Annotated in this window: 12 protein-coding genes; 5 read left to right on the plus strand and 7 right to left on the minus strand. The window is 44.6% G+C overall.

Annotated elements, in window-relative coordinates:
• Positions 1 to 156 precede the first annotated feature (156 nt).
• Entirely contained in the window at positions 157 to 954 is a 798-nt protein-coding gene (locus J2128_RS05750; protein ID WP_209690133.1) for an FHA domain-containing protein, read from the plus strand.
• A gap of 17 nt (positions 955 to 971) precedes the next feature.
• A complete protein-coding gene (locus J2128_RS05755) occupies positions 972 to 2129 on the plus strand; it encodes a serine/threonine-protein kinase (RefSeq protein ID WP_209690134.1) in 1158 nt (385 codons plus the stop codon).
• 83 nt (positions 2130 to 2212) lie between these two features.
• Here J2128_RS05755 and J2128_RS05760 read toward each other — a convergent pair whose 3' ends face one another.
• The 7 genes from J2128_RS05760 to J2128_RS05790 form a co-directional block, all read right to left on the minus strand.
• Complete coding sequence (locus J2128_RS05760; protein WP_209690135.1) at positions 2213 to 2473, minus strand: hypothetical protein; 261 nt, start codon at positions 2471 to 2473, stop codon at positions 2213 to 2215.
• Between the two features lie 363 nt (positions 2474 to 2836).
• Positions 2837 to 3352, minus strand: coding sequence for a 50S ribosomal protein L16 (locus J2128_RS05765; protein WP_209690136.1), 516 nt, complete (start codon positions 3350 to 3352; stop codon positions 2837 to 2839).
• A gap of 98 nt (positions 3353 to 3450) precedes the next feature.
• Complete coding sequence (locus tag J2128_RS05770; protein WP_209690137.1) at positions 3451 to 4206, minus strand: ABC transporter ATP-binding protein; 756 nt, start codon at positions 4204 to 4206, stop codon at positions 3451 to 3453.
• A complete protein-coding gene (locus J2128_RS05775; protein WP_209690138.1) occupies positions 4207 to 5001 on the minus strand; it encodes an ABC transporter permease in 795 nt (264 codons plus the stop codon).
• 158 nt (positions 5002 to 5159) lie between these two features.
• Positions 5160 to 6185: an ABC transporter substrate-binding protein gene (locus J2128_RS05780; protein WP_209690139.1), complete on the minus strand. Its 1026-nt coding sequence runs from the start codon at positions 6183 to 6185 to the stop codon at positions 5160 to 5162.
• A gap of 178 nt (positions 6186 to 6363) precedes the next feature.
• The gene (locus J2128_RS05785) at positions 6364 to 8601 is read right to left on the minus strand and encodes a PKD domain-containing protein (protein ID WP_209690140.1); all 2238 of its coding nucleotides are present in this window, start codon (positions 8599 to 8601) and stop codon (positions 6364 to 6366) included.
• A 57-nt stretch (positions 8602 to 8658) separates the two neighbouring features.
• Positions 8659 to 8838 (minus strand): hypothetical protein, encoded by a 180-nt coding sequence (locus J2128_RS05790; RefSeq protein WP_209690141.1) that lies wholly within the window; start codon positions 8836 to 8838, stop codon positions 8659 to 8661.
• Positions 8839 to 9155: 317 nt separating this feature from the next.
• On the opposite strand from J2128_RS05790, the gene argH reads away from it, so the two are divergent.
• The 3 genes from argH to gatE are packed head-to-tail and all read left to right on the plus strand — an operon-like array spanning position 9156 to position 13694.
• Entirely contained in the window at positions 9156 to 10634 is a 1479-nt protein-coding gene (argH, locus tag J2128_RS05795) for an argininosuccinate lyase (protein WP_209690142.1), read from the plus strand.
• Entirely contained in the window at positions 10631 to 11863 is a 1233-nt protein-coding gene (gene gatD / locus J2128_RS05800) for a Glu-tRNA(Gln) amidotransferase subunit GatD (RefSeq protein WP_245323347.1), read from the plus strand. The genes argH and gatD overlap by 4 nt, the downstream gene beginning before the upstream one ends.
• Positions 11853 to 13694 (plus strand): Glu-tRNA(Gln) amidotransferase subunit GatE, encoded by a 1842-nt coding sequence (gene gatE, locus J2128_RS05805; protein ID WP_209690143.1) that lies wholly within the window; start codon positions 11853 to 11855, stop codon positions 13692 to 13694. The genes gatD and gatE overlap by 11 nt, the downstream gene beginning before the upstream one ends.
• Positions 13695 to 13760: the final 66 nt, after the last annotated feature.

The raw sequence follows: 13760 nt of genomic DNA on the forward strand, positions 1-13760 counted from the left end.
AAGATATCTGCCCGATATTTCATAAACATGCGCCTGGAATGAACAAAATTGTCCTGACGGATATTTTTTATTCAATGACAAATGCTGTATTAAATACCAAATCAAAAACAGAAACTAAAAAACCTGCCGTAAAAATAATATTCCTCCTGATGACTTATGCCGGATGATATATACAGGACAATAACTGACGATGAAAGTCCGGGATTTTACGAAAAGCTTTCGGATTATCTCAGCGTCTTAGGAAACCCGACACGCTTAAGGATACTGAAGATTACAGAGGACAACCCAAAGGACATCCGTGAAATCGCAAACGAAACCGGGACAAGCTATGAGAATACAAAAAAGCACATCAACAAACTTCTGAAGGCCGGAGTCATCAGAAAAGAGGCCGGCGTTGGAAAACCGACCTCAAAAGGCGTGCACGCCGTCTGGAAATACTCCACTGTCCCCGGGGGCCTTGAGCTTGTCGCGAGAAATGTCAGTAGTTTCTGCAATCTGGAAATAAAAAACCCTGAACTTACCGGAAAACTGTCAGAGATCAGAAAAATGATTGACGATGAAATCTCATCAGGCATGCCGGTTCTTGTCCTCCTTGGAGGAAAAGACGACGGGACAGTTTTCCTCATAAAAAAAGACAGAATAAAAATAGGAAGGTCTGACCCTTCCGCAAATGACGACCCTGGAGAAGACTGCGACATAGTCCTTGGAGACGAATACAGGGGTGTTACAAGGATTTCAAAACCTCACGCGACAATATCTCTTGAAAACGGTGTCTGGAGAATAAATGACGAGGGAAGCACGGGGGGAACTTACGTAAACAGCAAAAAAATCATGGAATTCGTCAAAACTTCTCTTTCAGACGGGGATATGATAGAACTCGGAAGGGGAAAAGACAAGGCGTCATTTGTTTTTCACACGCAAAAAGAAAGAAAATCCGAAAACATACATAACTGAAATAAACTCTGGTGAAGATGAAAGAAACATTATTGTCAAAAAAAAGTTTCATACAGGCGGTCCTTGTCTTTTTGCTTACGACCGCAGTGGTTATCCCCGCCCATGCGGCCTTTTCAGGTGTTCTGGCAGAAGACGATGAACTCCACCACGATACAGGGATGGGTCACAACGGCAACGGATCATATGGGATGCAGGGCATGATGGCAGGTTTTGGTTCAGGTTCCTTAACGCTTCCAATAATATACGGACTTTTCGCAGTCGTAATAATTCTTGTCGCTCTTGTTCTCTACATAGTCCTCGTAAAAAACAAAACGGACAAAAAAGAAAACCCGGATAATGAGAGACTGGCACCGGATTACAAAGAGAAAAAAACCGACAGTATGTCCGGGTCAGATTACGGCTTTCCAAAAGAGCTTTATGAAAAATACTCTGATGTGTCTCTCATAAAAAGGGGCGGCACATCATCTGTATATTCCGCAAAACCTAAAGCAGGTGGAAGTACGGTTGCACTGAAAATCCCCGCTCAAAGGGACGAAAAATCCGGAAAAATCTTTCTTCAGGAGACAGGAATCTGGGAAAAACTTAAGCACAAAAATATCGTTGAATTAAAGTCAGTAAACGTCTTTCCGGTGCCATACGCCGAGACAGAGTTCGTCGGAGACTCGCTTGACACACTCCAAAACCCTCTTGACAGGGACATTGCATTGATAATAACGTCCGGGATTTTAAACGGGCTTTCATATGCCCATAAAAAAGGAGTCGTCCACTGTGACATCAAACCCGGGAATATTTTAATAGACGACAGCTTCACCCCGAAAATTACAGACTGGGGGACAGGAAGATACACAGGTGCAGATGGGAATTATGAAGGGATTAAAGGTTATACACCGGCGTTTGCCGCACCCGAACAGCTCTTGCCAGAAGGACGGTGCACTGAAAAAACCGATATCTACCAGACTGGTCTTCTGATGATATGGATGATATGTGGAAGAGATGTTTTTGAAAAGCGTGCCGGTGAAATACGCGGGGGGTTTGTCCCGGACTGCATAAACGATGAAAAACTTAAAAAAATAATCTCGGGATGCACCAGAAAAGACCCGCAGGACAGATACAAAAGCGCCGGTGAACTGCTGTCACTTATTACATCGCTTTCCGTAAGGACAGTCGTCGAATAAGCCTGCCCGGGCCAGACAGCAAAAGTAAAAACAAAAGCATTGCGATTAAAAAAAGATTGAATTCTGAATTCTCAGTGGTGTTTTCAGATGCAGTTGCAGTTTCTGTAATAGTGTCCCCCGCAATGGCTGCATGTACCACTGTTAAGGCAGGTGTTCCCGGAGTTCTGGTAGCAATAGCTGCCGTCACATACCCCGTATGAATAGTCTTCACAGTTCTGGTGCAGTGCCTGCCCGTGGCAGCCTGAATAGTCAGTTCCCTGGACATATCCTGCACTTGCGGGAATTGCCACAAAGGCTGCCGCAATGAGCAGAATAACTGCAATCAGCATAAAATATTTCTTCATTTTCTTTTTCAGCTCCTTTCTGTTTCCGGCCAAAAAGACTTCTCTTCAGTTCCGTCTCTTTGGCTCCTGCATGGTATAGTAGGAAAGAATCAGGTATATATTGGCAGAATGCAGGCGGTTTATTATATGAACCAAAAGGTTCTGAAAACAGGCCCGGAACATCTATGAAACCTGTTGCATTAAATATCAGGCCTGTCCTGCATTCACAGTAATAACAAAAACTAATAAAAAAAACTGAAAACCCCGTTTAAGTCTGGTAAATTAGGCGTCTGAAAAAAATAATAAAATAAGGCTTGAATTTATCCCGCTGTACAAATTTTGAATGATAAAAAAATTATCAAAAAATCTTTATCTGGGAATTATTCAGGCATCTGTCTTTTTTATGCTGACAACAATGCGTGTAGGAGTAGGAAGTTTGTATCCTGCTGAATTAAGAGCGGCCTTTGCTTTTTCAATATAGGACTCTGTCGTATATACAGTGAATATTTTCTGGCGCTCTTCAACACGTGCCGCTGTTCCGACTGCCTTTCCGAAAGCCATCCTCATACCTTCAGACACACGGTCTGCACCGGCACCTGTAGCCTGCTTGTTTTCACGAAGCACCTGGTGCGGGTATGTACGAAGCTTAAAGTGGTAGTTCATCCTGCCGATATCTTTCAGCAGCTTTCTGTTGACTGTCATACGGGCCGCTTCCAGAGCCTTGTTCTGGATCTGGCACGCTTCGTCTGCCTGAATTGAGATCTCAACCGGGAAATCCTGCTGGTTGTTTCCCATATCAAACTGGACAACCTTGGAGCCGGGTACACCGCCCATGTATTCACGTCTGGTGTATGCCTTCTTTGCAAGTGCCCTGTACATTTTCGCGGGTTTTCGAACCATTTTGTATAAACTCCTAGCTATCTAAATGTGCTATAAAAAATGGGGATAAATCCTAATAAAGCTAACTATCCGTGAGTTCCAGGGTAAAAAAATACAGTCTAGTTTGTACCCTCGCCCATAAGTGAGAGTACATATTTGCGCAGGTGACCGAACTCGGGTGCCGTTCTGTCCCTGCATCGCGGGATTTTTACTTCAACTATCTCACGAATCTTTCCGGGCCGCGGGGACATTACGACAATTCTGTCAGCAAGAAATACAGCCTCGTCGACACTGTGGGTCACAAAAAGTATAGTCTTTTTTGCCCGCTTCCATATTTCGAGAAGCTCTCTCTGCATCATGTTTCTTGTCTGTGCGTCAAGGGCGCCGAAAGGCTCGTCCATCAGAAGAATTTTCGGATCATTTGCAAGTGCACGCGCTATGGCGACCCTCTGGCGCATACCCCCGGAAAGTTCATGCGGAAACGAGCCTGAAAACTGTTTTAAGCCTACCAGATCAAGGTATTTGTCAGCCGCATCCTTTTTCTCTTTTTTCGGTGCTCCTTTCATGCTCAGACCGAATACAATATTATCAGCCACGCTGAGCCACGGGAACAGTGAATATTCCTGGAAAACCATGCCCCTCTCGGGGTCAGGCCCGGAGATATCTCTGCCGCTTAAAACGGCTGAACCTGATGTAGGGTATTCAAGACCTGCTATAATCCTTAAAAGAGTCGTTTTGCCGCACCCGGACGGCCCCACAAGGCATATGAACTCCTCGTCCTCGACTGAAAGATTTATGTCGTCGAGGGCTACGACCTCATCGTCCTCATCTTCAGAGAATACTTTTCTTAAGTGTTCTATCGATAAAAGCGCCATTTACAAGTCCTCCTGCCACTTCAGCATCTGGGTGTTGACATAATACCTGAAAAGCTGGTCAATTACTATGCCGATAAAACCGAGAATAACCATGTAGACTACGACGCTTGGCATCTGGTGAAGGTTATAGTAAGTCCACAGGTTCTTTCCAAGTCCGTATTTGCCGCTTCCGGCGCCGAATATTTCGGCACCTACAAGACACATCCAGCCGACACCCATGGAGATCCTGATGCCTGATATTATAGACGGCACGGCCGACGGAAACGCAATATGCCTTATCAGGTTCAGGTTGCTCGTGCACCCCAAAACCTTGCCGGCCTCTATAAAAACCTTAGGAACTCCCTTAAAACCGGTATAAGTATTGATAATTATAGGAAAAACCGCACCAATGAATATTATAAACCCTGCTGCGGCATTTGTGAGCCCGAACCAGATTATTGCAAAAGGAATCCATGCAAGCGGTGGTATCGGGCGTATGAGTTCAATTACAGGGTTTAACGCCCGGTTAACATTTTTAAACCAGCCCATCGCAATTCCGACAGGAATTCCGACAGCCAGCGCGAAAAACATCCCTATAAAGAAGTGCAGAAGACTGTAACCAAGATCATTGAGAAGAGTCCCTTTTGTCCCAAAAACCATATTCAGAAAAGCCGAAACCGTGTCGGTGAAACTCGGCAGAAGAAATGGGTTTCCCACGAGGAATTCGGCTATAATCTGCCATACCAGGATAAAAACTATAATTGATGTGACAGGATACAGAATCTTATTTCTGTTCTCCGTATTTTTTGCAGCCATTTTAGTATATCCTTAAACTGTCAGTCCTTATGAAAAGTAAATCCACTATTATATAAAAATAGTCTGAAAAGTCACTGATTATTACGATTTCCCCCCGTGATAAATGCATACAGATACATGCAGATAAATTCTCTTAAAAAATAGTTTTAAGAGGGAGTTCAGGCGGAAGACGTTGCCTTTTCATAAAACGAAAGATCGAATATGTCGTCCTTTGTGAGGTTCTTCGTGATATACCCGAGTTCGTTCTGTGTTTTTACATACGACATTACGCCGTCAACGATAAGGTTCGGATCAGACACCCAGTTGCCGTCCCAGTTCTCAAATGACTGTTCCGCAACTTCTTTCGTGTTTTTGGTATAATTTGCGTAGATTCCCGCCGCTTCATCCAGGTGTTTCTTGTTATATTCCGTAGCCTGGATATGCGTCTTTACAATCTCAGTGACCGCATCCGGGTTATCGCGAATCAACTTGCCGCTTACAACCAGGACGCAGCACGGGTGGTTCGGACTCATATTTCCTGACCACTCTACAATCTTTCCGCTGCCGTCATTCTGTATGATAGTAGGCGAAGGTGCAGGAAGGAATACTGCATCAACCTGACCGGCGGTGATTGCGGTGATTGCGTCTCCGGGGCCCATCGGCCTTATGTCAACGTCGTTGTCGGCATCGATGCCGTTATCGGCGAACCATTCGCGGAGAAGTGTATCCTGGATGGTCCCCTCCGGGAACGTCGCAATTGTCTTTCCTACAAGAGACTCAGGTCCGGTATAGTTTATATCAGGCCTTACCACAATTGCAGAACCCTGGGTCTGTACAGCACCGACAATCTTTGCATCAAGACCCGTTGATATAGCTGAAAGAACAGGCGCAGCGCCAACATATGCAACATCTATGTCTCCTCCGAGCATAGCCTGCATCTCAGGTGCCCCTGTAGGGAACTGATACTCGTTTTTGGACGAGTCTATACTGTAACCGTAAGAAGCAAGGTTTTGCTCCCACCATCCTTTACTCATCGCCGTCATATAAGCAAGCTGATGCGTACTAGGCTGATACCCGAAGTTAATCTCCTCTGTACCGGTTGCATTTGTACCTGAACCGGTATCCGAAGAAGTCTGGGTGCAGCCTGAAATCATGACAAACCCGGCTACAACCAATACCAGAAAAAGACCAGTAACTTTTTTCATGTCAAATCACTCTTTTTAGATAAAACATATTATTTTCATCCCGGCCACTATAATAGATTATCCCCTCACAGGGCAATAGTTATATTAAGAGACAATAATTATTGCAGATTATGGCTTATACGATAAATATATATGATAAGATCTTATATTTTACTCCAGGGGCTCTGAAAGGCTGAAATTATCCTGAAACCCCGTAAGGTGCTGCATAATTTCTTTTTGCATTACTCCCCTTTACTTTATCAGAAAAAGCCTTCAGATCAGTTGTATTTGAAGGCATGTACAGAGTATTTTTTTCGACGCTTATGGCAAAATACGAAAATTTTGGTATTCTTGCAGAGTAAGAGCATAAATCATCATTGCAACCGTCAGTTTCAACAGGAAGTCCTGACCACACTCCTCTTTTGCTGTTATAGATCTTAAAAATAACATTTTCACCGTTTTTTTCATATCTCTTAAGCCAGCTTTTATTAACATCAAATCTTACCGAGGCTGCAACAAGCGAAGATTCGGGAGACCACTTCATACTGATATTTTCATATTCATATACCGGCGACAAACGGCGAATATAATTTTCCTGCGGTTTTTTTCCGCTTTCCACTTCAAACATAATTTTTTCTATATGCCTTCTGACAGCGACTGACAATTTTTTAATTGAGCCTTTGCTAAAGTTGAACGAAACTATGTCTCCTGCATTGAGATCATATGCATATACAATAGATTTATTCATCTTATTCTCTTCATTTTCCCGAATACCATGATAACCATCAGAAGATGCATCGGTATCTGCATAGTCACGCACAGGTCTCTTTATTTTTGATGATGAATTTTCGTTTACAGTCACTTTAACAGAGCACAGGCATGACAAAGGCCCTGTTGAGGCATTAAGAGTGACATTATAAAGTCCGGGCAACGCGAAAGTATATGTGAAATTTTTTTCATCTGAAATGTAAATGCCGTCTATACTCCATCTAAATGACTCCGGTTCACCTTTTGTTGTATCGTTAAAAGAAACGGTAAGAGGAGCTTTACCAGAAAGAATACTTGTGTCAAACGATGTGTTCAAATCTGCTGTCACTGCATTTTCGCAGATTTTCAGATCAGAAAGGCCGTCTCTGTCAGTTAAAAGAGAGACATCATAGATTCCCGCCTTTTTGTATAAATGGGACAATCTTTCTGGAAAAAAACCTGTAGTGTTGTAATATTCACCGTCGCCAAACGAAAGATTCCACACAGACGGCATCCCAAGACTTTTGTCTGCAAAATTTACGGTTAAAGGTGCATTTCCACGAGTTTTATCCTTAAAAAATAAAGAAAATGGATTTATAGTGATATTTTTGACGATTTTATCACACCCGAAAAGATTTGTTGTATTCAGGGAGACAATATATTCTCCTGCGTATTTATAGTGATGAACAGGGGGATTTCGTCCGTCATAAGTCGTATTATCACCGAAATCCCAGTGATACCCGTTTACATGAATCTGTGAAAATGTTTTGTCAGAAAAAGACACAAAGATAGAATCATCCCCCGGATATACATCATAGCTGAAATTTGAATCAGGAGAAAAACCCTTTTTGCAGTAATAAAGAGAACCTCCCGAAGCTGTTGAAGTTCCTTCTTCTTTGTAAAATGCGATACACGGCATATCCAATACAGGGTCAAATTCAAGCGAATTGTAAATTCCGGAGTCAGAATCGGAATAAACATTCTCAATATCCCACAAACCCGGACTTACATCCCGACAAAAGGCAAATTTCAGATCACCGGGATAACCATTACGTCCGTCATAATAGCTTATCCCGGGACAACCCGATCTGTTGTAAGCAAGACTTACATCAGGAACCTTTTTGTATGGGGATACATCATCCACACACATCCTGTTCCATGATGAACCGCTATACCATGCATACCACAGGTCCCCGGTTTTATCCTGAATGTAGGCTATCCCGGGGTAACCGGAACTGTTGAAAGCAAGAGAGCAGCTTTTCCCATATCCACCCTCTTTGTGCACACATCTCCCCCAGCTCCACGTAAAACCGTCAAATTCGGTATAATACAGTTTTTTATCGGAAGAACCAGCATAGTATGCTATTGCCGGCATTTTTGTAACCGGATTCACTGCAACCGATGTATAAAGATAACAGGAACCAGAGGCTTTCTGATTTTTCCATAAACTTCCGTTGCAGTACGAAAAAATCAGTTTGAATGCAGAACCACACGAGGAAACAAGTGGAACGTCAGAGTCGTTATAGGCAATGTCAGGATGGGACATTTGCGCTCCCGGAACTACAACGCTTTCATTCCAGACTCCTGAATTTTTCCAGTCACCGGAATGCGTGATTATGAATTTTATATTCTTTGATGGAAGAGCGGAATAAAATACGATTGACGGATTACCTGCATGACTAAAAGACAATTTGCCATAGTATGACCCTTTAGTCAGGTTTTTGTTAATATTCCATGTATTTTCGTCTTACCATGCAAACCTGAGGCTGTCGGATTTTGGTTCTTTATAACTTATGGCAGGATAATGCGTAACCGGATTGAAATCAAGCGAACAATAAAACCCGGCGTTACCGCCGGTGTCAACCTCCGTAAAATTCCAGGAACTTCCCGCCGATTCGGCAGATACCGGGAAGATTATAAAAATCATTGCAAAAAAAATGACAAAATACTTAAAAAAATTAAACAGGACCATAATTTTTTTTATTACATACTTATTTATCCGATTTATTATTTGATTATAATTATACCAAAACAATAATTGAAAATGATGTTTATATGACACCCGCTAAAATAAAATTTCTACTTGTGAAAAAAGAGCAATTATGAAAATATTAAACTTATACTCCGGTTTTAAATAGAAATGTCAAAATTTTCATATTTTCCTGTACATTACGACAAAAAGTGACTGTCAATAGTCGCTTTAAATATGCACCTGAAGCATATAATAGAGGCAGGAGATTTGTCATGAGTAAAGACCCGATGAGAGGCGGGCGGCTTGGCGATGAACGCCCGCCCGAAGTCTGGAATTACCTGTCATCAAAAGATGCCGACGCATTTATAGGAGAATCAGATATTCTTGTGGATATAGGCCACCTCCTTATGCTTAGAAGACAGGGGATAATTGACGCCGGCTCTTCAAGAGCCATAATGGACGTTCTTCTGCACCTCTACAAAGACGGTATTCCCAAAATTGTATACGACCCCAAATTTGAGGATGTCCATGCCGGAATAGAGGCATATATTATAGAGAGAACCGGGGCCGACAAAGGCGGACGTCTTCACATGGGACGTTCAAGAAACGATGAAGTTGCAACCTGCGTCAGGATCAGTCTGAGAAAAGAGATACTTGAAATTCTCACCGGGATATCCGGGCTAAGGGAAGAACTTATCAGACTTTCAGGAGAAAACCTGGAGTCCTTTATGCCCGGATTTACGCACCTGCAGTATGCGCAGCCGACAACGCTTGCACACTACTTTATGAACTACGAGCAGGCTCTCGGAAGGGATTTTGAAAGGTTCGGTGATACATTTTTAAGGGTCGACTTATGTCCTCTGGGCGCCGCCGCCTTTGCTTCCACCGGATATCCGATAGACAGGGAATATACTGCCGGTCTCCTCGGTTTTTCCGGGGTCCTGGAAAATTCCATGGACTGTGTTGCAGGCCGTGACTTCTGCATAGAAACGATATCCGCATGTGCCATTCTTATGACGACACTCAGCAGGATGTGCGAGGAGCTTATAATCTGGAGCTCTTCATTTGCCGGCTTTGTTAACCTCGACGATGCATACTGCTCAACAAGTTCGATTATGCCGCAGAAGAAAAACCCTGACTGCGCCGAGATAATGCGCGGAAAAGCGGGTTCTGTCGCAGGGGAGCTTTCGGCATCCGTCGCACTCATCAAAGGTCTTCCAATGAGCTATAACCGCGATATGCAGGATTTGTGGATGCACCTGTGGAGAGCAGTTTTTGATACGAAGTCGTCCGTTAAAATAATGACAGGCCTTCTGAAGACAGCACGCTTCAACACTGAAAAAATGGAGGAAGATGCAGGCAAAGGGTTTTCGACCGCAACCGAACTTGCAGACGTCATGGTCAGAAACTACGGTCTTCCCTTCAGGACAGCCCACGGTATAGTCGGGCGTTCTGTAAGGCTTGGAAAACTTGATATCGACACTCTTGAAGAAGCTTCCCTTGAAATGACCGGCATTTCCCTGAAAGATAAGGGAATGGACGAAAAGGCAGTAAACGATGCACTAGACGTAGGGTTTTCCGTGAACGAGAGGTCTGCAACAGGCGGCCCGGCACCCGAAGCTGTCAGAAAGAGCATTGAAAAACGTGATTACGCGTTAAAAGAAGACATTGAATGGACAAAATTACAGAAACAGCGTATAGACAAATCTCTCAAAGAAATGATTAAACAGGCCGAGGAGCTGATCAGTTGACAATAGAGCCAGGAGAAAGGGTTCTCTGCACTTACGCGGGAACACAGCTTAAGGGTGTATTCATAACAGAAAGAAACAAAAAAGCCGTCATAAAACTTGACAACGGCTACAATATAGGTGTGGACTACGAAACCCTGAAAAAGACCGAAAAAACGGCAACCCATGCACCTTCACAGAAAAAAATAGAGCAGAATACAAGTCTTCCCAAACTTTCGATAATCTCTACAGGGGGGACCATAGCTTCAAAGATAGACTACAGGACAGGTGCAGTAACAAGCCAGTTTGAAGCCGATGACATCCTCCGTGCAATACCCGGCCTGAAAGACATAGCCTGCTTCAGTGCACACGTCCCAGCAACGATTCTCTCGGAGAACATGACTCCTTCTATCTGGAAGACGCTTTCAAAGACAATATATGATGAAATCAAGGCCGGAACGAAGGGTGTAATCGTAACCCACGGGACCGACACCATGGCGTACTCGGCCGCAGCCGTAAGCTTCATGGTAAAAACTCCGGTTCCGATATGCTTTGTAGGCTCACAGCGTTCCGCAGACAGGCCTTCAAGCGACAACGTAATGAACGGCATGTGCAGTGCAAAGGCTGCCCTTTCAGACCTCGGGGAAGTCACCGTTGTGATGCACGCGACAACAAACGACGACTACTGCACAATCCACAGGGGAACAAGGGTAAGAAAGATGCATACATCAAGGCGTGATGCATTCAGGAGCATGAACGAAAAACCTCTCGGAAAAGTGGAATACCCGTCCCTTGACGTGACACTTGAAGAGCACGTGGTCAGACGCGGTCATAACAGCCCAAAACTTTTTGACAGACTCGAAGAGAAGACAGGTCTCCTCTACTTCTACCCAGGAATGTCGCCTGACATAATCAGGGCTTTTTCAGGTTACAAGGGTCTTGTCCTTTCAGGAACAGGGCTTGGCCATACCTCTTCTGTGTGCATTGACGCGGTAAGAGAACTTGCCGAAACCGGGACCGAGGTCGTCATGACATCGCAGTGCCTCAACGGCCGCGTGTGCGACAGGGTCTATGATACAGGCCGTGACCTCCTGGACGCAGGGATTACCGAAGGAGAAGACATGCTTCCTGAAGTCGCATTTGTAAAACTCATGTGGGTTTTAGGTCAGGAGAGAAACCCTTCCCGAATAAAGGAGCTTATAAAAACCGACCTCCGCGGAGAGACAGGGAGGTGCACACCAAATGGATTATAACGAAATTGGACTTAAAGCCGGAATCGAGATTCACCAGCAGCTTGATACGAAAGAGAAGCTCTTCTGCCACTGCCCTACGAAACTTCGCGACGTTGAGAAAAGAAACGGCGAGTTTAAGCGTTATCTTCGTGCTACAGAAAGCGAAATGGGCGGAGTCGACCGTGCGGCAGAGGAGGAGATGAAAAAGCAGGACAGGATCTACACTTACTATGAGTATGACACGACCTGCCTTGTTGAAAACGATGAAGAACCCCCGGCACCGATGAACAGGGAAGCTCTCGGTCTTACGCTGACGCTTGCAAAAATGATGAACATGACGCCTGTCGAGCAGGTCCATGTCATGAGAAAGCTTGTCATCGACGGTTCAAACACAAGCGGCTTTCAGAGGACTTCACTGGTAGCCCTGAACGGAACTATTCACTGCATACCCGGCGGCGCAAATATTGAGTCGATATGCCTTGAAGAGGAGGCCGCACAGCGTGTGAAAGGTGACATATTCTCACTTGACAGGTTAGGAATTCCCCTGGCAGAGATTACAACGGCACCTGATATGAAAACACCAGAGCAGGTGAAAGAGGTCGCCTCATATATAGGTATGATACTCCGCTCCACGGGGAAAGTAAAACGCGGTCTGGGCACAATCAGGCAGGACGTAAACATCTCTATAAAAGGCGGGGCTCGTGTCGAAATAAAAGGTGTCCAGGACTTAAACCTAATCGACGAGGTCGTAAGAAGAGAAGTCCTAAGACAGTTAAACCTCATCTCAATACGTGACGAACTCCGGGAAAGGGGTGCATCCGTTTCCGAAGAAGTCTTTGAAGTGACAGAACTTTTCAGGGATACAAAGTCATCGATTCTGAAAAAAGCGAAATGCATCCTTGCCGTCCGCCTAAACGGCTTTGCAGGTCTTGTAGGAAAGGAGATCCAGCCGGGAAGAAGACTCGGAAGCGAGATTTCAGACTATGCCAAAAAATGCGGTGTAGGAGGACTTTTCCATACCGACGAACTCCCGGCATACGGTGTCACTGCCGAAGAGGTCAAAGCCCTTAAGGAATCCGCGAAAGCAGGAGATGACGACTGCGTAATCCTTGTCGCAGATACGAAAAAAAAGGCAAAGTGCGCTATCGGGCAGATCCTCAAACGCTCGAAACTTGCGTTTGAAGGTGTTCCTGAAGAGACCCGAAAAATGCTTGAGGAAGGTTCCACCGCATATATGCGTCCTCTCCCGGGAGCTGACAGGATGTATCCGGAAACGGACGTTTTTGCAACCGACATAGACGATGAATACTGGCAGTCGGTACAGATACCCGAACTTCTTACGGAAAAGGAAAAACGCTTCACCGAAGAGTTCGGTCTTGACAAAGCACTTGCGAAAAACATAGCGTTTTCGGTGCGCTGCCCCCTGTTTGAAGAAGCTGTAGCAAAGGGTGTCAGACCAAACCTTGCGGCAAGGACCATTTATTCAACGCTAAGAGAAATAAGACGCGAAGGCTTCGATACGAAATCAGTCAGTGACGAGGACCTCCTCTCTGTTCTCACGGCTGTCGAATGCGGAAAAGCAGCAAAAGAAGCCGTTCCAGATATCCTGAAAGCCGTGATTAACGGAAAAAGCGTCGGCGATGCAGTGAATGAAATTGCACCGGCGGTATCAGAGGAAGAGCTTACGGGCGTAATTAAAAAAGTAATCTCGGAACGCACCGAGTTCATCGAAGAACAGGGAATGAGAGCCCTCGGCCCTCTTATGGGTGTCGTCATGAAAGAGATGCGCGGAAGAGCCGACGGAAAAGTAATAAGTGAAATCCTTAAAAAAGAGCTATTAAAAATGCTTTAAATCTAAGGAAATGTCCTCTTTTTACGTATATTAATAAGTATGCGTATGAATACATTTTGTTAGCTT

The organism is Methanomicrobium sp. W14 (assembly GCF_017875315.1).
GTDB lineage: Archaea > Halobacteriota > Methanomicrobia > Methanomicrobiales > Methanomicrobiaceae > Methanomicrobium.